Origin of the sequence: Bradyrhizobium sp. SZCCHNGR1005, from assembly GCF_032489995.1 — a bacterium.
GTDB lineage: Bacteria > Pseudomonadota > Alphaproteobacteria > Rhizobiales > Xanthobacteraceae > Bradyrhizobium.
In genome coordinates this window covers 270,936-291,175 of the sequence record NZ_JAUEZC010000005.1, presented here as the reverse complement: position 1 = coordinate 291,175, position 20,240 = coordinate 270,936, and the positions used below count along the sequence as shown (strand labels likewise).

The 20,240-nt window shown below is 65.0% G+C and carries 18 protein-coding genes; 14 read left to right on the top strand and 4 right to left on the bottom strand.

What is annotated here, in order from left to right; all coding sequences use genetic code 11:
• Positions 1 to 7 precede the first annotated feature (7 nt).
• Positions 8 to 3,157: a CheR family methyltransferase gene (locus tag QXZ85_RS23040; protein WP_316174880.1), complete on the top strand. Its 3,150-nt coding sequence runs from the start codon at positions 8 to 10 to the stop codon at positions 3,155 to 3,157.
• Positions 3,154 to 3,900 (top strand): Crp/Fnr family transcriptional regulator, encoded by a 747-nt coding sequence (locus QXZ85_RS23035; protein ID WP_315705587.1) that lies wholly within the window; start codon positions 3,154 to 3,156, stop codon positions 3,898 to 3,900. Before QXZ85_RS23040 ends, QXZ85_RS23035 begins: the two co-directional genes overlap by 4 nt.
• A 19-nt stretch (positions 3,901 to 3,919) precedes the next feature.
• On the opposite strand, the gene QXZ85_RS23030 is transcribed toward QXZ85_RS23035, so the two are convergent.
• Positions 3,920 to 4,867 carry a LysR substrate-binding domain-containing protein gene (locus tag QXZ85_RS23030; protein WP_315705588.1) on the bottom strand — a complete coding sequence of 316 codons (948 nt, stop codon included), beginning with the start codon at positions 4,865 to 4,867 and terminating at the stop codon, positions 3,920 to 3,922.
• Positions 4,868 to 5,074: 207 nt separating this feature from the next.
• Between QXZ85_RS23030 and QXZ85_RS23025 the strand changes: the two genes are divergently transcribed.
• The 9 genes from QXZ85_RS23025 (at position 5,075) to QXZ85_RS22985 (ending at position 13,440) form a co-directional block, all read left to right on the top strand.
• A complete protein-coding gene (locus QXZ85_RS23025) occupies positions 5,075 to 6,109 on the top strand; it encodes an ABC transporter substrate-binding protein (protein ID WP_315705589.1) in 1,035 nt (344 codons plus the stop codon).
• A gap of 213 nt (positions 6,110 to 6,322) precedes the next feature.
• Entirely contained in the window at positions 6,323 to 7,366 is a 1,044-nt protein-coding gene (locus QXZ85_RS23020) for an ABC transporter ATP-binding protein (protein WP_315705590.1), read from the top strand.
• Positions 7,363 to 8,256, top strand: coding sequence for an ABC transporter permease (locus QXZ85_RS23015; RefSeq protein WP_315705591.1), 894 nt, complete (start codon positions 7,363 to 7,365; stop codon positions 8,254 to 8,256). Before QXZ85_RS23020 ends, QXZ85_RS23015 begins: the two co-directional genes overlap by 4 nt.
• The gene (locus QXZ85_RS23010; RefSeq protein ID WP_315705592.1) at positions 8,253 to 9,062 is read left to right on the top strand and encodes an ABC transporter permease; all 810 of its coding nucleotides are present in this window, start codon (positions 8,253 to 8,255) and stop codon (positions 9,060 to 9,062) included. The genes QXZ85_RS23015 and QXZ85_RS23010 overlap by 4 nt, the downstream gene beginning before the upstream one ends.
• An 8-nt stretch (positions 9,063 to 9,070) precedes the next feature.
• Positions 9,071 to 10,210, top strand: coding sequence for an FAD-dependent oxidoreductase (locus QXZ85_RS23005; protein ID WP_315705593.1), 1,140 nt, complete (start codon positions 9,071 to 9,073; stop codon positions 10,208 to 10,210).
• 36 nt (positions 10,211 to 10,246) lie between these two features.
• Positions 10,247 to 10,543: a (2Fe-2S)-binding protein gene (locus tag QXZ85_RS23000; protein WP_315705594.1), complete on the top strand. Its 297-nt coding sequence runs from the start codon at positions 10,247 to 10,249 to the stop codon at positions 10,541 to 10,543.
• Positions 10,540 to 11,955: an NAD(P)/FAD-dependent oxidoreductase gene (locus tag QXZ85_RS22995; protein WP_315705595.1), complete on the top strand. Its 1,416-nt coding sequence runs from the start codon at positions 10,540 to 10,542 to the stop codon at positions 11,953 to 11,955. Before QXZ85_RS23000 ends, QXZ85_RS22995 begins: the two co-directional genes overlap by 4 nt.
• A complete protein-coding gene (locus QXZ85_RS22990; protein WP_315705596.1) occupies positions 11,952 to 13,085 on the top strand; it encodes an FAD-dependent oxidoreductase in 1,134 nt (377 codons plus the stop codon). The genes QXZ85_RS22995 and QXZ85_RS22990 overlap by 4 nt, the downstream gene beginning before the upstream one ends.
• A 7-nt stretch (positions 13,086 to 13,092) precedes the next feature.
• Positions 13,093 to 13,440 (top strand): RidA family protein, encoded by a 348-nt coding sequence (locus tag QXZ85_RS22985; RefSeq protein ID WP_315705597.1) that lies wholly within the window; start codon positions 13,093 to 13,095, stop codon positions 13,438 to 13,440.
• Positions 13,441 to 13,553: 113 nt separating this feature from the next.
• Here QXZ85_RS22985 and QXZ85_RS22980 read toward each other — a convergent pair whose 3' ends face one another.
• Complete coding sequence (locus QXZ85_RS22980; protein WP_316174882.1) at positions 13,554 to 15,932, bottom strand: metallophosphoesterase family protein; 2,379 nt, start codon at positions 15,930 to 15,932, stop codon at positions 13,554 to 13,556.
• A gap of 316 nt (positions 15,933 to 16,248) precedes the next feature.
• Complete coding sequence (locus tag QXZ85_RS22975; protein WP_315705599.1) at positions 16,249 to 17,115, bottom strand: AraC family transcriptional regulator; 867 nt, start codon at positions 17,113 to 17,115, stop codon at positions 16,249 to 16,251.
• Positions 17,116 to 17,399: 284 nt separating this feature from the next.
• Between QXZ85_RS22975 and QXZ85_RS22970 the strand changes: the two genes are divergently transcribed.
• The gene (locus QXZ85_RS22970) at positions 17,400 to 18,281 is read left to right on the top strand and encodes a winged helix-turn-helix domain-containing protein (RefSeq protein WP_315705600.1); all 882 of its coding nucleotides are present in this window, start codon (positions 17,400 to 17,402) and stop codon (positions 18,279 to 18,281) included.
• A gap of 62 nt (positions 18,282 to 18,343) precedes the next feature.
• Here QXZ85_RS22970 and QXZ85_RS22965 read toward each other — a convergent pair whose 3' ends face one another.
• Complete coding sequence (locus tag QXZ85_RS22965; protein WP_315729544.1) at positions 18,344 to 19,297, bottom strand: proline iminopeptidase-family hydrolase; 954 nt, start codon at positions 19,295 to 19,297, stop codon at positions 18,344 to 18,346.
• A gap of 485 nt (positions 19,298 to 19,782) precedes the next feature.
• Between QXZ85_RS22965 and QXZ85_RS22960 the strand changes: the two genes are divergently transcribed.
• Entirely contained in the window at positions 19,783 to 19,917 is a 135-nt protein-coding gene (locus QXZ85_RS22960; RefSeq protein WP_315705602.1) for a hypothetical protein, read from the top strand.
• Between the two features lie 129 nt (positions 19,918 to 20,046).
• Positions 20,047 to 20,223, top strand: coding sequence for a hypothetical protein (locus QXZ85_RS22955; protein WP_315727901.1), 177 nt, complete (start codon positions 20,047 to 20,049; stop codon positions 20,221 to 20,223).
• The last annotated feature ends 17 nt before the right edge of the window (positions 20,224 to 20,240 follow it).

Genomic DNA, 20,240 nt, shown 5'->3' with positions numbered 1-20,240 from the left:
GCAAGATATGACGAATAGTGGTCAATCTCAGTCGGTGGAACCGCCCAGATGGCGGCGGCCGCTGATCGTCGGGGTCGGCGCCTCGCCGAGCAACAGCGGCAGCCTGGAGCGGTTCCTGTCGAAGTTGGCGCTCGGCAATGATCTCGCGGTCGTGCTCGTGCTGCAGCATCGAGAGGCGCTGGATGAGGAATGGCTGCGCGCCGTGCTGCGGCCGCTCACGAGCGTCACCCTGAAAAACCTGGCGGATGGGGCCGAGATCGAGGGACAGACGATCTATCTTTGTCCCCCCAACATGATCGCGACCGTGCATGGCGACCGGTTCGGCGTACGTCCGGCCGAACAGGCGCCGGGTGAGCGGGCAACCATCGACAGCTTCCTGGTGTCCCTCGCCGAGGGGCGGGCCGAACAGTCGATCGGGGTCATCCTGTCCGGCACCGGCGGAGAAGGCACGCTCGGCGTTGCCACGCTGAAGAACCATGGCGGGCTTGCCATCGCCGAGCACGTCGCCGGAGACGAGAGCGACGGGTCGATGGACGGCAGCACGCCTGCGGCCATTGCGGATTTCGTGCTCCCGGCCGAGGACATTCCCGATCACATCACGGTCTATGCCCGCCATCTGCGGCGTCTGGAAGAGCGGCAAGGCTTTGACGAAGTGCTTGCGGCCGCCGCCAGCTCGATCAACCGCATCGTCGATATCCTGCGCAACAAGACCGGCAATGACTTCCACGGCTACAAGCAGAACACCTTCCTGCGCCGGGTGCAGCGCCGCATGCAGGTGGTTCAGATCGACGAGATCTCGGCCTATGTCGATTTCCTGCGCAACGACCAGGACGAGGTCCAGCATCTCTTCAACGATCTTCTGATCGGGGTCACCGAGTTCTTCCGCGACCAGCGGGAGTTCGACGTGCTCGAGCAGCAGGTCATTCCGCAAATCTTCGACGGCAAGCAGGCCGGCCAGCAGGTCCGTGTCTGGGTGCTCGGCTGCGCCACTGGCGAGGAGGCCTATTCGATCGCGATCCTGCTGTGCGAACATCTTGCGAAGCTTCATTCGCCGCCTTCGGTGCAGATCTTCGCAACCGACATCGACAGCCGGGCACTCGCCACCGCCCGGGTCGGCCGCTACTGCACCGACATCGAAGCCAACGTCTCGCCGGAACGGCTGGCGCGCTGGTTCGTGCGCGAGGGCGACACCTATTGCGTGGTCAAAGAGTTGCGGGAGATGTGCATCTTCTCCCAGCACAACGTCATCAAGGATGCGCCGTTCTCCAAGCTTGACCTGGTCTCGTGCCGCAATCTGCTGATCTATCTGGATGCCGAATTGCAGAACCTGGTGATTCCACTGTTTCATTTCGCGCTGCTGCCTGAGCGCTTTCTGTTTCTCGGCAGTTCGGAGAACGTGACGCGGCATCCGAAGCTGTTTGCTCCGGTCGACCGCCGCGCCCGGATCTTCAAGAAGCTCGATAACGGCACGCGGCTGCCGCCGGAATTCCCTATCACCACGACGGCCGCGCGGACTTCGGTCGAGCTGCCGCCGGCCCGGAGCTTCGGCTCCGATGTCGGGCTCGAACGCAAGGCGCACCGCATCGCCGAGCGCTACGCGCCGGCCTATGTGATCACCGACGATAGTTTTCACATCCTGCATTTCTCCGGCCGTACCGGGCGCTTCATCGAGCCGACCGCCGGCGCCGCCACGCTGGATCTGCTCGGCCTCGTGCATCGCGACCTTCGGCTGGAGTTGCGAACCGCCTTGAGCCGCGCGCGGGACACCAACGAACCGTCGCACACCGATCAGGTGCTGCTCGGGGTAAACGGCCACACGGTCGGGGTCGACATCACGGTCGAGCCGATCGACGCGCCGGAAGGGCAGCGCAGCTTCATCGTGCTGTTCAAGGACGGCGCGCTGCGGCCGTCCTCGGCGTCGTCCGGAAGCGCGAATTCGCTGGTGCGCAGCGAGCATGTCGAGCGCATCGAAAGCGAGCTGCGCGCCACGCGCGAGCGGTTGCATGCGACGATCGAGGAGCTGGAGAGCTCCAACGAGGAGCTCAAATCCTCCAATGAGGAATATCAGTCGCTGAACGAAGAGCTGCAATCGGCGAATGAGGAGCTCGAGACCTCGCGCGAGGAGCTCACCACGGTCAATGGCGAGCTTGCGCACCGGGTCCAGGAGCTGACGCGTGCGACCAGCGACCTGAAGAACTTCCTGGAGAGCACGCAGATCGCGACCGTGTTTCTCGACAACGACATGCGGGTGATGAATTTCACCCCGGCGATCACGCAGGTGCTGCATCTGGTGGAGACGGACGTCGGCCGTCCGATTGCCCACATCAAGGCGAGGATTCCGATCGAGGACCTCTACGACGATATCCGTCGGGTGCTGCGGACGCTGGCCAGCGCCGAGCGCGAACTGACCGCGCCGGACAGCGGCAAGCGCTATATCGTGCGCATGCTGCCCTATCGCTCCATCGACAATTTCATCGCCGGCGTCGTAATCACCTTCATCGACGTCACCGCGATCACGCGAGCGGAAGAACGTCAGCGGCTGCTGCTCGCCGAGCTGCAGCATCGCGTGCGGAACACGTTGGGCGTGGTGCGCTCGATCGCGCGGCGTTCCGCGCAGACGAGCTCGACGGTCGAAGAATATTCCGCCCATCTCGATGGCCGGCTGGGCGCCTTGGCGCGCACCCAGGCGGCCGTGACGCGCGATCCCGAGGTGGGCGTCGATCTGGAATATCTGCTCGCCGACGAATTGATGGCTTATAATGCACGCGAAGGCGAACAGGTGCGCATCTCCGGCCCGACGATAAGGTTGCAGCCGAAAGCGGCTGAGACGCTGTCGCTGGCGATTCACGAGCTGGCAACAAATGCGGTCAAGTACGGCGCCCTCAGCCAACCTGCCGGACGCGTCGAGATCAGCTGGCGCATCGACGAGGGCGTCACCCCGCCGGAACTGAATTTCGATTGGCGCGAGAAGGGAGGTCCACCGGTGAAGTCGCCGAAGCGGAAGGGTTTTGGAACGGAGATCCTGGAGCGGACGCTGGGCTTTGAGTTCAAGGGCAAAAGCGCGTTGATGTTCAGCCCGACCGGCGTGCATTTCTCGATCACGTTGCCGCTGAGCCGGGTCATCGTCCAAAAGCCCGGCCCTGACCAGGTGACATGAGCACGGCGCGCACGAGCGACCGGACGGCGGATGTCGTCATCCGTCGCCTGAGTGCATTCCGCAAGATTTCGCCGGAGACGGCGGCCATGCTCGACGATGCCATTCGCGGCCGCATCATCACGGCGATGGCCGGACAGGAGCTGGTCTGCGAGGGCGATCCGGCGGACCGGATTCGAATGATGCTCTCGGGCTGGGCTGCCCGCTACAAATCGCTCGAAGACGGGCGGCGACAGATCGTCAACCTGGCGCTGCCTGGTGATACCTGTGACGCGCAAATCTATTTGCTGGAGTGGATGGACCATTCGATCTCCGCGCTGACATCGGTGGTCTATGCGGAGATCGAGCGCGAGCGTTTCGAGTCTCTGGTCGCCGCTGACCGCGTGCTCGGCGAGGCCTTCTGGTGCGAGACGCTGTCCGACGCGGCGATCCAGCGCGAGTGGACGCTCAATCTCGGTCGCCGCGACGCATTCGAGCGGGTCGCGCATATCCTGTGCGAGGTGATCGAGCGGCTGCGGCCGGTCGGGCTATTGGATGGCGACAGTTGCGCATTTCCGATCACGCAGACCGACCTTGCCGACGCGACCGGGCTATCGGTGGTTCATGTCAACCGGACGCTGCAGGAATTGCGCTCGTCCGGCCTGATCGTGCTGCGGGAGCGGACGCTGACGGTCCACGATCTCGACGCGCTCAAGGACGCGGCCTTGTTCAACCCGGACTATCTGCACTATCGTGTGCCGGGTTGATGAGTCTTGCCGGGTAAAACTAGCCGGCGAGGACGGGATCAGAAGCCGCAGCATCGGCACTCGCAAGCCGCCGTTTCCACTCCTCCAGCTCCTGTCGCAAGGTCTCGACGAGGTCGAGCGCGACCGGGGAGGGGCTGCGCTGCGGCGGGAACACGGCGGCGAATTCGAAATCGATCTGCGGCAGGAAGCGTCGCGCGACGACGCCGCGGCCGTCGAACTCGCGCGCCGTGAACGGATCGCAGATGCCGACGCCGAGGCCGGACGACACCATTCCGCACATGATCTCGGATAACGTCGTCTCGACCCGCAGGACGCGGTGAACATCGACGCGATTGAAGACCTGATCGACCAGGTGCCTGCTGCTCGAGCCGGCCGATAGTGACACGAACGTTTCGCCCTCGAAGTCGCGCGGCTCGAGCGTCGTCTTCGCCGCCAGCCGATGTCCCGCCGGCAACACGGCGACGCGCGGCAATGCGGGAAGGCGGATGCTCGTCAAACCTGCATGCGCGATCGGCACTTCGGCGAAGCCGATATCGCATTGATGGTTCAGCACCCAATCGACCACGATCGGTGAGATCACGCCGAAGAACGAAAGATTGAGATTGGGGCGCTGGCTCAGGAACGTGCCGGCGAGCCGCGGCAGATAGCCGTTGGCAAGCGCCGGCAGGGCCGCAACGCGGAGCGTGCCGGTGCGGCGGCTGCGGATCTCCTCGGCGGCTGCGGTGATGCGGTCGAGCCCGACGAAGGATCGCTCGACCTCCATGTAGAGCGCGGTCGCCGCCGCGGTCGCCACCAGCCCGCTGCCGCGCCGCTCGAACAGCTCCATCTTCAGCAGCGCCTGGAAGTCGCGCAGCAGCCGGCTGACCGCGGGCTGTGTCACCGCCATCAGCTTCGCAGCCTCGGTCACGCTGCCGGTCAGCATCATCGCCCGGAAGGCTTCGACCTGCCGCGGGTTGATCCGGGCCATCAGGTGTCTCCATAATATTTCGGCATGAGAAGGGTGCCATTATTCATTGGACGACGGAAGAGTGCGCTGCGATCTTTTTGGTCAGATCGAGAGGTCGCCCGTTTTTTGTGCGGTGCCGTGACGTGAAGAACGCAGAACCGGCGGGATCTTTCATCGAGTGGTCTTTTGATACCGGCGAATGAGCGCCAATAGGGGAGATCTGTCCGTATGAAGCCCTTCAGCCTTCTGACAGCGGTGAGCCTTGCCGTCTTGGCCACTGCCACTCCGGGCCTTGCCCAGCAGAAGACGCTCTATGTCGCCGGCTATGGCGGCTCATTCGAGAAGACGATCCGTGACGAGGTGATTCCGCCGTTCGAGCAGGCCAATGGCGTGAAGGTCGAATACGTCGCCGGCAATTCCACCGACACGCTTGCCAAGCTGCAGGCGCAGAAGGGCAACCAGCAGATCGACGTCGCCATCCTCGACGACGGCCCGATGTACCAGGCGATCCAGCTCGGCTTCTGCGACAAGATCGTGGGCGTCCCCAGCGCCGAGCTCTACGACGTCGCGCATTTCAAGGACGATCGCGCCGTCGCGATCGGGCTCGTTGCCACTGGCCTGATGTACAACACCAAGGTGTTCGCCGAGAAGGGCTGGGCACCGCCGACCTCCTGGAACGACCTGAAGGATCCGAAATACAAGCAGCAGCTCGTCATTCCGCCGATCAACAACACCTACGGCCTTTATGCGCTGTTGATGCTGGCGAAGATGAACGGCGGCAGCGAGTCGAACGTCGAGGCAGGTTTCAAGATCTTCAAGACCGAGATCAATCCGAACGTGCTCGCCTATGAGCCGTCGCCGGGCAAGATGACCGAGCTGTTCCAGTCCGGGCAGGCGGTGCTTGCGGTGTGGGGCTCAGGCCGCGTGCAGAGTTTTGCCAATACCGGCTTCCCGGTCGACTTCGTCTATCCGAAGGAGGGCGCGGTGATGCTGCTCACCACGGCCTGTCCGATTGCCAAGCCCAACGTCTCGCCGCTGGCCTCCGCCTTCATCAAGCAGCTGCTCGACCCGAAGATCCAACTCGTGATGCTGAAGGAATACGGTTACGGCCCGGTGGTGAAATCGGTCGTGGTACCGCCCGGCGTCGGCACGATGGCTCCGATCGGCGAACGTGCCACCAAGGTCTATGCACCCGATTGGACCATCGTGAACGACAAGCGCGAGGAATGGACCAAGCGCTGGAATCGCGAGGTCGAGCGGTAAGTAGTGGCTGGTTGCAACTCTCTCGCCAGCGGCGGTCCGCTCCCTCCCCCCTTGCGGGGGAGGGTTGGGGTGGGGGGTCCCCAACGGCAGTGTTCCTGAAGACCCCCACCCCCACCCCCTCAGAGCGAGCTCTGCTCGTCTCGGCCCCGCAAGGGGGAGGGGAGTACACTGTGCGCTCGGCGACAGTGCTCATTTCCCACTCGGATATTCTTCATGTCCTTCCTCTCACTTGACCGCGTCGGCAAATCCTTCGGTCCGAACACGGCCGTCGAAGAGTTCAGCCTCGCGGTGAGCAAGGGCGAGTTCGTCTCGTTCTTGGGTCCGTCCGGCTGCGGCAAGACCACGACCTTGCAGATGATCGCGGGCTTCCTCGATCCATCGCATGGCACGATCCACCTTGAAGGCAAGGACCTCGTTGCAATTCCGCCGGCCAAGCGCGGGCTTGGCATCGTGTTCCAGAGCTACGCGCTGTTTCCCCACATGACGGCGGCCGAGAACGTCGCGTTCGGGCTTGAGATGCGCAAGGTCGCGCGCAAGGAGCGCGAGGAGCGGGTGCGCGCCGCGCTCGCGCTTGTCGGCTTGGCCGGTTACGAGGACCGTCATCCGCGGCGGATGTCGGGCGGCCAGCAGCAGCGCGTCGCGCTGGCGCGGGCGCTGGTGATCCGTCCGAGCGTGCTTCTCCTGGATGAGCCGCTGTCCAATCTCGATGCGCGACTGCGCGAGGACATGCAGATCGAGCTGCGCCAGATCCAGCGCAATCTCGGCACCACCACCATTCTCGTCACCCACGACCAGATCGAGGCGATGTCGCTGTCCGATCGCATCGTGGTCATGAGCAAAGGCCGGATCGAGCAGATCGGCACGCCGCAAGAGGTCTATGAACGCCCGGCGTCGGCCTTCGTCGCGCAGTTTCTCGGCAAGACCAATGAGTTCGCCGCGAGCATCGATCGCTCCGGCTCCACCGCCAAACTGGTTGCGGGCTCCTGGAGCACGCCGGCACCGGCTGGCCTGTCGGGCGTCGTCACCGTCAGCATCCGGCCTGAAAGGATCGGTTTCGGCGCGAGCGGATTGTCGGGCCGGATTCAGAGCCGCATCTTCCAGGGCAATCATTGGCTATTCCAGTGCGAGACCGAATGCGGCCCCGCGATCGTGATCCGCCAGAACGACGGCGAGCCGCAGCCCGCGCAGGGAGAGGCGGTGCATCTCACCTGGCGCACCGACGACATGAGCCTTCGCCCGACGCGAGGCGGTGCATGAGCGCGGCCCTCACCACAGCCCCTGCGGCAGAGCCGAGCGAGACGCGCACCGCCTTGGCGCTGGCCGTGCCGGCCTTGATGCTGTTCGTCGGCGTCGTCGTGATCCCGCTCGCAATGACGGTGATGCTCTCGTTCCACGACTGGGGACAGTATAAGGGCATCGAGCCGGTCTTCGTCCTGAAGAACTGGCAGGAGATCGCCAGCGATCCTTACTACGCCGAGATGTTCTGGCGTACCTTCCGCGTCGCCGTGCTCGCCACGCTGATCACCGCCGTGTTCGGCGTGCCCGAGGCCTACATCCTGCATCGCATGAGCGGGCGCTGGAAGGGCATCTTCCTGCTGGTCATCTTAGGGCCACTCCTGATCTCAGTGGTGGCGCGAACGCTGGGATGGGCGTTGCTGTTCGGCGGCAACAACGGCCTCGCCAACAAGCTCCTGATGTCGCTCGGCCTGATCAGTTCTCCGGTGCGTTTCATGTTCACCGAGACCGGCATGGTGGTGGCGCTGGCGCACGCGATGATGCCGTTCATGGTGCTCGCGGTCTGGACCGCGCTGCAGCGCCTTGATCCGCAGATCGAGAATGCGGCGGCCTCGCTCGGCGCGGGCTCGCTGACCGTGATCCGCCGCATCGTGTTGCCGCAGATCATGCCCGGCGTGCTCTCCGGCGCGATCATCGTATTCTCGCTTTGCGCGAGCGCCTTCGCCACGCCGGCGATCATCGGTGGCCGCCGGCTGAAGGTCGCGGCGACGCTCGCCTATGACGAGTTCCTCAACACGTTGAATTGGCCGCTCGGTGCGGCGGTCGCCGTGCTCCTGCTCGTCGCGCTGGTGCTGATCGTCGTCGGCAGCAATGCGCTGATCGAACGGCGCTATCAGGAGATGTTCCGATGAAAGGGAACGGACCGATCGCGCTCACCTTCCACGCGCTGTTCGTCGTCTTCATGCTGGCGCCGATCGTGGTGGTGTGCTGGGTGGCCTTCACGCCCGAGGGCTTCCTGTCGATTCCGACCACCAGTTTCTCGCTGCGCTGGTTCAAAGCGATCGCGGCCTATCCGGAATTCGTGCATGCCTTCGGCACGAGTCTGTGGCTCGGCGCGCTCTCGTCCTGCGTGAGCTTGCTGTTCGCGGTGCCGGCGGCGCTCGCCATCAGCCGCTATCGCTTCCGCGGCCGCGAGGCGCTGTCGGCGCTGTTCCTGTCGCCGCTGATGATTCCGCATGTCGTGCTCGGCATCGCCTTCCTGCGTTTCTTCACCTCGGCCGGCATCGGCGGCACGTTCATCGCCTTGCTGATCGCGCATATCGTCGTCGTGTTTCCGTTCGCGCTGCGCCTGACCCTGGCGGCCGCGAGCGGGATGGATCGCAGGATCGAGATGGCGGCGGTTTCGCTCGGCGCCGACGGCTGGACCATGTTCCGGCGCGTGATCCTGCCGTCGATCCTGCCGGGCTTGGTCAGCGGCTGGATGCTCGCCTTCATCCAGTCGTTCGACGATCTAACCATGACCGTGTTCCTGGCGGCGCCCGGCGCCGAGACGCTGCCGGTGCGCATGTTCCTCTACATCCAGGACAACATCGATCCGCTGGTGACGTCGGTCTCGGCCAGCGTCATCGCCATCACCATGACCATCCTGATCCTGCTCGATCGCTTTTACGGGCTCGACCGCGTGCTCACCGCCAAAGGCAGCGACGCGGGACGATAGGAGATACTATGAGTAAAGACTACGACGTCGCCGTCGTCGGCGGCGGACTGCTCGGCTCCGCCATCGCCTGGGGGCTCGGCCGGCTCGGCCAGCGCGTCGCCGTGCTCGACGAAGGCGACATCGCCAAACGCGCCTCGCGCGCCAATTTCGCGCTGGTCTGGGTGCAGAGCAAGGGGCTGGGCATGCCGGCCTATACCGGCTGGACCGTGCGCGGCTCGCAGGCCTGGCCGACACTTGCGGCCGAGCTGAAGCAGCAGACCGGACTGGACGTGGTGTTGCAGCAGAACGGCGGCTTCCATCTGACGCTGGGCGATGCCGAATACGAGCAGCGCAGTCAGCTCGTGGCACGCATGCACAACCAGGCCAGCGCGGCCGACTACCGGATGGAGATGCTGCCTGCCGCCGAGGTCAAGAAGATGCTGCCCTTGATCGGTCCAGAGGTCTCCGGCGGCAGCTTCTGTCCGTTCGACGGCCATGTGAATTCGCTGCGCACCTTCCGCGCTTTCCACACCGGCATGAAACAGTTCGGTGTCGACTATCTTCCGGAACGGCCGGTCTCATCGATCGCGCGCGATGGTGGCGAGTTCTGCCTGGCGACCGCGCAAGGCGAGCTGCGTGCGGCCAAGGTCGTGCTCGCCGCCGGCAACGCCAACCAGACGCTGGCGCCGATGGTCGGGCTGTCCGCGCCGATGGGACCGACGCGCGGCCAGATCATCGTGACCGAGCGGACCATGCCGTTCCTGCCGCATGCGCTGACGACGATTCGCCAGACCGACGAGGGCACGGTGATGATCGGCGACAGCAAGGAGGACGAACTAGACGATCGCGTGCAGAACCATCCGATCAATGCCGTCATGGCCGATCGCGCCCAGCGCATGTTTCCGCATCTGTCGCGGCTCAACGTGGTGCGCAGCTGGTCCGGCCTGCGCGTGATGCCGAAGGATGGCTTCCCGATCTACGACCAGTCGGAGACGCATCCCGGCGCCTTCGTCGCCTGCTGCCATTCCGGTGTGACCTTGGCCGCGAACCATGCCTTCGACATCGCGCGGATGGTTCAGCGTGGCGCGCTCGAGCCGGAGCTCGTCGAGCCGTTCTCGGCGCGGCGCTTCTCGGGCGACACCGCAGCGACCGGCAGCGGCTATTACTGACATCGATACGGCCGCGCGCGGCCAGGAGAATTGAGAATGTTCAAACGAACCGATGCTGACGGCAGGCCACCCGTGACGATCTATGTCGAAGGCGCGGCTGTGGAGGCGCGTGAAGGCGACAGCGTCTCCGCTGCGCTGCTTGCCTCGGGCCTTGATGCCCGCCGCGCCACTGCCGTCAGCGGCGCGAAGCGCCTGCCATATTGCATGATGGGCGTGTGCTTCGACTGCCTCGTCACCATCGACGGCGTCGGCAATCGCCAAGGCTGCCTCGTCCAGGTCGCGGAGGGGATGAAGATAGAGATCCAGAAGGGCAAGCGGGAGATCGGCCGATGAGCACGCCGAAACGGGATCAATACGACGTCGTCGTGATCGGCGCAGGCCCCGCGGGACTTGCCGCCACCGCAACGGCGGCCGGCGCGGGCCTGTCGACGTTGCTGCTCGACGAGAATGCCGGCCCCGGCGGCCAGGTCTGGCGCGCGATCGGTTCGACGCCGGTGAAGCGCGAGGCCGTGCTCGGCAGCGACTACTGGTCGGGGGCCGAGATCGCGAAGGCCGCGCGTGACAGCGGTGCGGAGATCATCCATCGCGCCACCGTGTGGAGCCTCGATCGCAATCTCGAGCTCGGCGTTTCCGTCGGCGGCGGCTCGGCCTTCATCAAGGCCAAGCGCGTGATCATCGCGACCGGCGCGCTGGAGCGGCCGTTTCCGATTCCCGGCTGGACATTGCCGGGAGTGATGACGGCGGGCGCGGCGCAGACCATGCTGAAATCCTCAGGCCTGGTGCCGGATGGTCGCACCGTCATTGCGGGGCAGGGCCCGCTGCTGTGGCTCCTCGCGGCGCAGATTTTGCGCCTGGGCGGCCGCATCGACCGCGTGCTCGATACCACGCCGCGCGCCAACTACCTGGCCGCGCTGCCGCACGCCTTTGCCTTCATGACCTCGCCCTATTTCATGAAGGGCCTGGCGATGATGCGCGAGGTGCGTGCGAAGGTGCCGGTGGTCAAAGGCGTTACCGAGTTTGCCGCCGCCGGCGATGGCAAGCTCGCGACCGTCAGCTATGTCGCTGGCGGCAAGCGCGAGACCATTCCGGCGGATCTCCTGCTGTTGCATCAGGGCGTGGTGCCCAATGTCAATCTGGCGATGGCCGCCGGTGTCGAGCATCGCTGGAACGAGCTGCAACTCTGCTGGTCGCCGGTGCTGGATCAGGACTGCAACAGCTCCGTTCCCGGCATCGCCATCGCCGGTGATGGCGCCGGCATCGGCGGTGCGCAAGCGGCGGTGTGGCGGGGGCGGATCGCGGCCCATGCTGCCGTTGTGGCGCTGGCGCCGCAGGCCGCAGCGAAGATGGCAGGGGTCGCCGATCTGCGCGCCGAGCGTGCGCGCGCTGAACGCGGGCGTAGGTTCCTCGACATCCTGTTTCAACCTGCCAAGCAGTTTCGCATTCCAAAGGGCGACACCATCGTGTGCCGCTGCGAGGAGGTCACCGCGCAGGATGTTCTGGACTCCGTGGCCATCGGTGCCACAGGGCCGAATCAGCTCAAGGCCTATCGCCGCACTGGCATGGGGCCGTGCCAGGGCCGGCTCTGTGGCCTCACCGTCACCGAGCTGATGGCAGAGGCGCGCGGCAAGACACCGCAGGAGATCGGCTACTACCGCCTGCGCGCGCCGGTGAAGCCGATCATGCTCTCGGAGCTTGCCGCTTTGCCAAAGAACGAACAGGCGACCAAGGCCGTGGTGCGCGGATGATCGTCAGGAAGGATGCCATCATCGTCGGTGGCGGCATCCATGGCTGCTCCACCGCGCTGCATCTCTGTCTCGCCGGATTGAAGCCGGTGCTGATCGAGAAGGATTATGCCGGCCGTCATGCCTCCGGCGTCAATGCCGGCGGCGTGCGCCAGCTCGCGCGTGATGTCGCGGAGATCCCACTGTCGATCCGCTCGATGGGAATTTGGGAAAGCATCGCCGATCTCGTCGATGATGATTGCGGCTTCGAGAGCCACGGCCAGGTGTTGGTCGCCGAGAACGAGACCGAGCTGACCGCGTGTCGCGCGCGCGTCGCCGACCTGAATGCGCGCGGCTTCATCCATGAGGAATTGATCGACGGCACCGAGCTGCGCCGGCTGGTGCCGGCGGTTGCCGAGAGCTGTCCGGGCGGCGTGGTGTCGCGGCGCGACGGCGCGGCACAGCCGGCGCGGACGACGACCGCGTTCCGCCGCAAGGCCGAACAGCTTGGCGCGATCGTTCATGAAGGCGTGCCGGCGACCAATATCCGCAAGGATGGCAAGCTCTGGCGCGTCGAAGTTGGGACCGAGAGCTATGCCGCGCCGGTGCTGGTCAACGCCGCCGGCGCCTGGGCCGGCCGTATCGCAGCCGCACTCGGCGAGCCGGTGCCGGTCGAGACCATCGCGCCGATGTTGATGATCACCTCACCCGTCGCCCATTTCATCGATCCCGTCGTGATCCTGCGCGGCCGCAAGCTCTCCTTCAAGCAGTTCAAGAACGGCACGGTGCTGATCGGCGGCGGCCATCTCGCCACGCCCTATCAGGACCGCAACGCGACCGTGCTCGACTGGCGCAAACTGTCGGAGAGCGCGCGCACCGTCGCCGAGCTGTTCGCGGTGATGCGCAACGCCACCATCGTGCGCGCCTGGGCCGGGATCGAGGCACGGATGCGCGACGATATCCCGGTGTTTGGCCCGAGCGCCGTTCACGAAGGCCTCTATCACCAGTTCGGCTTCTCGGCCCATGGCTTTCAGCTCGGCCCGGGTGCCGGCGCCGTCATGGCGGAGCTGATCGTCCATGGCGGCACGCAAACCCGCATCGGCGATCTCAGCATCGCGCGGTTCCGCAACTCTAGCCCTTCAACAACAGCATGAGGACATCATGACCATCACCCGCAAGATCCGCTCGGCCATCCATCATCGCATCGTCGAGGCCAACGGCTTCGTGTTCATCGGCGGCACCATCGCCGACGACACCTCCGTGTCGATGGGCGAGCAGACCCGCAACATTCTCGGCAAGATCGATGGCTTCCTCAAGGAGGCGGGCACCGACAAGTCGCGCGTGGTTAGCGGCCAGATCTTCGTTACCGACCTGTCGAAGAAGAAGGAGATGGACGCGGCCTGGACCGAGTTCTTCGGCGACGACCTGCCGACCCGCGCCACCGTCGGCGTCGCCGATCTCGGCGGCGGCGCGCTGATCGAGATCGTGGTCACGGCGCTGAAGGGCTGAAAGGCCCTCGGAAGCCGGGACGACCGCCACGCACGAAGCTGAAAAACAAGGGAGCGGATGGCGTTCGCGCCATCCGCTCCGACGATGCTTGCTATCCGGCTTGCGACCGGGATTTAGTCGCGCTCATAGTTGCCCAGCAGCTCCCGAATCTGATCCTCGACACGATCGCGGATGGAGTCGTAGTCATAATCACGGTCGCGGTTGCGATCGCAATCGACCTCGATCGGCTGGGCGGTCGCCGAGCGCAGCTTGCCGTGGATGTGACGGCTCTCCGTCGGCAGGTCGAGCGTCGCGCTGTCGCCGGCCGCGATGCGGCCCAGCGTCACGACCAGCTCGTCGCCGATCACGTTGTGGGTGTCGTCGATGGGACCGGAATAGGAGCCGGCTTCCAGCACGAGCTGCGCGCCGTTCAGCGCATATTGCGAACGGTTCTTCACCTTCAGCTTCAGCCCGCTGTCCTGGTAGACCAGCCGCACCGTGACCTTGTCGTCGAGATCGGGTTTTTCGATCGTCCATTTGTCGAGCAGAACGGACGGGCCGTCCTGGCTCGGCGTGACGACCTTGCCGGTCGCGGGATCCACCACGGTGTCCGGCACCGGATCCTTGACCGGATTGCCGTAATAATCGCGACCGTAAGGGGCCGGCAGCGCCGTGCTCGCCGAGGAGGTCGCAAGCAGCGGCTCGCTGATCTGATAGTGCGTCAGCCTGTTGCCGTCGACCACGACATGGCCGAACGAGAACACCTTGGCCTTGAAGTTGACCGTGATCTTCGCTCCCTTGCCGGCGCCGGCGATGAACGGCGACATCTCGGCGTTGGTCAGGTGGGTGTCGAGCCAGGAGGCCTGGCCCTGCGGGTAGCTGTTGCCGTCGCCCAGCACGACACTGCCGGTCGCGGAATCTTCCTGGTCCAGCCCGCGGCCGGAGCCGCGCGGGCTATCCTCGTCGCCGTCGAAGTCGCGGTTGCCGCCGGCGCCCTCGACCACGTGAAGCACGCCATCCGGCACGCGCCTCTTCACGCCGTCGAACACGGTGTCGACGGAGACCGCCTCCGGCCCGGTTGACGTCGGCACCGCCGCGACGGTCGCGCCGGCGCGCAGCGGACGTGTGCGCTGATAGTTGTGCTCATGGCCGTTGAACACGACGTTGACGCCGTGATCCTCGAGCAGCTTGGTGATCTGGCGCATCTGGTTGTTGCGGAGCGTCGCATGACCGGAGGAGAACGCCGGATGGTGGTAGACCACGATCTTCCAGGTCTTGTCGGAGGAGTCCAGGTCCTTGATCAGCCAGTCACGCAGGATCTTCGGGTAGGCCGGGAATGCCGACGGCGCCTTGGCGTAGATTGCGGCGTAATCGACCAGGGCATTGAAGAGATGCGGGTTGGAATCCAGGAAGACGAAATGGGCATTGCCATAGTCGAACGAGAAATTGCCCATGTGGTCGATCTGGCGTTTCATGCCCTGACCGGTGTCGACCGCGGTCGAGGCACGGAAAGCTTCCGCTGCCGCCGGCGATGAGTAGTTGGTGCCGTTATAGGCGAACTTGAAGCCGGTCATGTCCGAGGCGTTGGTGTCGCCGTTCAGCACATAGGCAGGATCGACACCGGTCGGACCGTTCAGCGGGAAATAATAGAGATTGTAGTAGGCGAGCGCGTCGCCGCCGCCGGTCTGGCCCTGATAGCGTGCTGCGCTCGTGGTCGTCGCGAGCAGGTTGACGTAATCGCCGCTGCCGCCGATGTCGTGGTTACCGACGACGATATAGTTCTGCATCGAGCGGATGAACGGCGCGCCCCGGTCGACGCTATCGACGTCGCTGTTCCAGACCGGCATCCAGTAGTCGCGGTAGCTCTGCTCCGAGCCGGTGTTGTAGACGTTGTCGCCGGTGTTGAGCGCGAACTCGCCGGCCGGTCGGGCCGGCTCGCCCGGCAGCGCGATCTTGCCCGAATTGTACATCAGGTGGACGATGCGGGCGAAATAGTCGGTGAGCATGCTCGAGTTGGCCTGGGCCGGGAAGAAGCCTTCGTCGCCCATCACCGTGAAGGAGAACTTGTTGCCGGTCTTGCGGGTCTGGAATTGCGCCTGGAAGCCGCCGGCGGGCAGGCCGGGGCCGGTGACACGGTAGGTGTAGGTGGTGTTCGGCTTCAGATTGCGCAGCACGGCGGTGTAGTTGGAGTGTGCGCCATAGGCGCCGGGCGGCACCGGCAGCGCCCGGTCGGCGGCGAGGTAATTGTCGACGACGCGCGCCTGAGGCTGCACGGCCGCGAACTGCTGCGGCGCGGCGGCGAACTCGACCTTGTAGGCCGACGGGTTCGGCGCGGTCTCGTCGGTCTGCCAGGCGATGACCACCTGGTCGCGGTTGCCGAGCGGGCCGAGATCGCCGGGCTGGATGTAGGGGGCGTAGGTGACCGTGGTCGCGAGCGCAGGAGACGCGAAGGCGAGCGCGACGAGCGAGATGGACGCAAGCGCAAGGCGCCGGCGTGAACCGAGAGCGGGCATCGATAACTCCTGAGGAGCGAAAACGGGAATCGGATGATGAGAATGCGCGAGAAATCGCGGGCGTGCTCTAGGGGCTCGGCGTCACCGGCCGATGACGACCTTACGAAAAGTTCATTAACTGCGGATGGCCGTTTAATGATGGATTCGTTACGCGCAGATGTTCGACAATTGGCGGTTGACGACGCGCCGGCCCGCTTCCTGCTTGTCTGATAACGGGTTGCAGGCGAGCTGCGGCGACCGCTGCCTGTTCGCAGATCGCAACCTTAGGCTGGCGCGGTTCGAGCGGAGGCGCTCGACCTTCTCTTCGACGAGAAGCCTATCGACGGCCGCGCAGTGCGCGCGGCGATACGCCGTAGGCCGACTTGATGGCGTGGGACAGGCTGGAGCTGTCGGGAAAGCCGTTGCGGAGCGCGATCGTGGTGAGCGGCGTTGCTCCGGACGGATCGTTCTCGATCTCCTGTCTCGCCTGCGCGAGCCGGACCATGCGGATGAACGCGGCGGGCGTCACTCCGTTGTCGGCGAAGCGATTATACAGCGAGCGGCGGGACAGGCCGAGGTCATGCGCCAGCCGCTCCGGTGTATAGCGGGGGTCGGCGATGTTCTGCCGGATCAGCTCGCGAGCCCGATACAGGCTCGGGGCGACCGGGTCCGACGCCGGCTTCACGATGCCGCGATTGGCGGAGCGGGTGACCAGCTCGAACAAGGACTGTACCGCGAGTTCGCTGGTGCTGTCGTGATTGGTCTGGCGCAACAGGGCCATGAAGCCGGCATGCGCCGCGGCTGCCGCGCTGCTGCAGCCGATGCGCAGCTCCTGCCCGCCGGCCTCGACGAGGTCGCGCCAGGCCGGATCGGCGCTGGGATGGAGTCTCAGCACCAGGCTTTCGTAATCGTCGCTGCCGGCCAGAAGACAATCCGAGGAATGGCGCGCCAGCAAGGCCTCGCCGGCCTTGATCGCAACCCTCCTGTCGCGGTCTTCAATGGCCATGCATCCGCTCAACAGCCAGACCAGCTTGATGCTCTCGCCGAATCCGAGCGCATCCGACTGCGCAGCCGATGTTTCGCCGGTCCATTTGCCCGAACGGATATAGGTGATCTGATGGGCGCCGATCCGGCTGTAGGCAATCTCGACGATCGAACGCGGCGGCGCGTCGAACAATATGTTCGGAAAGGCTTCAGCGAGCATGTCACGAACCTGGTGACCGCCATGGGGCAGGGTCGTTACAGCCGGTGCCGTTCGATTTGACGGCGAGCAGACAGACCCGGCAGCAGAAATGCGGGCACGTTGTTCGAGCATAGGCGACCTGATTCACGCAGTCGATGACGGCATAGGTCCGAACCGTTGCCTCAGTTTTGATCAACCGACAAGCCAATTCCATGCGAGGCTGAGGTGCGTGGGCAGAAGGAACCCGACCGCGAAGGGGTGGCGCGGCGTCGAAAAATGCACGCCTCGACAATCCGCTGCACGAGATGACAAGCGGTCTTGCTGGCCCCGTGATCAATCCGCCGGAGTGCAACCTCGAAGAGGCGGCGATGATGTATCATGACCGGCGTTGCCTGCAGGATCTGCCGGACCGCGCTGCCGGGTGGGGGACTTCGGAAGCAAGGGCCGATTTGCTCGACGATGCCGTGATCGTGAGCGACGATGGAGATTTCCGTGATCGCGTCATCTCGTTTCTCGACGGCCGCGTCCGTAGCGTCTGGTCGGCACAGCGGTCGGACCAGCTGGCGTCACTGCTGAAGAGCCCGCTGCTTGGCTTTCTGCTGATCGATCTCTGGCCCATCGTTGCGGACAGGGTGGACCAGCTCCGCTGGATCAGGTCGCAAGTCTCCATCCCCATCATCGCGACCGGGACCGAGCTCGATACCGCCGATCGCATTCTGGCGCTGAAGCTTGGTGCCGATGCCTGCTTTGCGAAGACCGGCGACTTACAGGAATTGTGGGCGATCGCGCGCGCCTTGTGCCGTCGCGAGTGCCTGGCGCGTCAGGCTCACGTTCCCGCCGGCGAACGCGGTGTCGATCGCTTCAACGGCTGGACGTTGAACCGCATGACGCGTGCGCTGATCGATCCCGAAGGCAAGGCGGTGAAACTCAATCGCGCCCAGCACGCGCTGCTTGCGGCGTTTCTGGCGGCGCCCGGACGAACCTTGACGCGGCTCCAGCTCTTGCAGGCGACGCGCCTGCGCGCGGATATTTCCGACCGGAGCATCGACGTTCAGGTTCTGCGGCTTCGGCGCATCCTTGAGCGAGCATCCTCCTCGGGGCCGATCATCGCGACGGAACGCGGCGTCGGCTACCGGTTCGTCGCGTCCGTCCGGCGCGACGACGAGCTTCTGCAGGTGCCGCGCTGAGCCTGCATCCGCCAACGATGGCGTGAACTTCGGACAAAAGGTACGAGCGTAGCGCCGCAACACTACGCCTTGTTCGACAGGAAGCCTCGCAGGATCCAGTTGTAGCTTTCCGGCTGCTCCAGCATCGCCAGATGTCGCGCATGGGGCATGACCACCAGATGCGCATTCCTGATCCCACGTTGAAGCGTGAGATGGCAGTCGAGCGTCACCTCGTCCAATTCACCGGTGAGTACCAGGGTCGGGATGTCGATCGCGGCGAGCGCGCCCTCCCGGTTCCAATCCCGCAACGTGCCGGTCATGGTGAATTCGTTGGGGCCATTCATCGGCGCGTAGGTTTTCGAGGTCGAGATGTTCTCGATCGTCTTCGCAAAATGGGGAGAGGGCGGGGTGTCGTGATAGACATGCGCATCGAGAAAGGCCTGCACGATGTCTTGATATTCCAGCGTGTCGGTCTTGCCGGCCGCTTCGAGCTCACGGCGCCTGGCGTCGAGCCCGCCGGGCATGGCCGCGAGCAGCTGCGCGGCGCCATCCGCGAATTGGCGCGCCGAAGCGGATGTTCCTGCCAGCACCAGGGCATCGACCTTGGCTTGATTGCCGTGCCGAGCGAGATACTCCAGCGCCAGCCATCCACCCCAGGAATGCCCATAGAGAATGACGCGATCCAAGCCGAGATCGGCGCGCAACAGGTCGATCTCCTGCACGAAATGGTCGATGTGCCAGAGATCGGCCGCATCGGGCTTGTCCGAGCGGCCGCATCCCAGCTGGTCGTAGAAGATCACGGGACGCTGATCGGCGAGCCTCGCCAGTGGCTCCAGATAATTGTGTCCGGCGCCGGGGCCGCCGTGTAGCAACAGCAACGGGGTGCGCGAGGTGGAGCCTTCGATCTTCCACCAGATCTTGCCGCGGGCGGTCTGGGTGTAGCCCTCGCGCGAAGGCGCGATCACGCTCGCAGCCACGGCAGCCGCAAGCGGCAGGCCGGCCGCGCCCCAGAGAAGCTCGCGTCGCGTCATGGACATCACCGGCGGACCTCCGGATGTCGGATGCCATCCGCGGCCAAGGCGGCCGCAAATCGGCTTGAACTGCTGCGCATGGATGCCATGCCTTCTTCAGGTGTCGTTCGTCTTCAGGGTGTTGTGGCGGGTTACACCGAGGGACGTCGCCTCCATCACATCGTTTTTACTGGCCGAGGCGGTCGCCGCTGGCGAACTGGCTCGGCGCGCGTGACACGGCGCGACCTGATTTGATTCGATGCGAGGTGCAACTTAGTGCGCGTTTGGCCGCCTGCAACCCGGATCGAATTACAGCTGAAACATATCTCGCGCATTCCCGGCATGCTGATGTCTTGGAGCAACGGTCCGAAAGCTGCGCTCAGAAGGCGACGTGCGCGCGCCTCAGATGTCATGGCCGCACTTTACGCCGGCAACCGTTTTGTCGGGCGCTGAAATCTGGCGGTAGCCCATGCGATCCGGAAAGGCTGCTCCAGCACGATCGAGATCAGCCGATGATTCAGACGCCGCACGAGATCCCGATCCGCCAGCCCAAGGCCGCGCCGCACGACATGCCGTTCATGTATCACCTCGCCTCGACCTCCAGGAAGCTGTCGGCCCAAGCCGAGCGGCCCGTGTCGAACCGATAGCGCGCGCACTGCGAACGGAGAGGATTCCATGCACAGCCTGGTCAAGACCTTCCTGCTTGCTGCGTTGCTCAATGGCCGCGCCGCCCTGTCCCAGACCGTGACTCAGACCGTGGTGCCCGGTGCTGCCCCGTGACCTCCGTGACGATGTCGGCGAGGTCGCGGCCGCATGTAGCTCCGCTGCCCGCGCCGATTGGCCACCGCCAGCCGAGCGTGAAGGACGTCGTCTACGACGAGTCCGGCATCGAAGCGATCGATGGGGAGAGTGCAGCGCTCGACCGCAAGCTCAGGATCTGCCGGGGATGCTGAGCGCTGCCCCGGCGGCT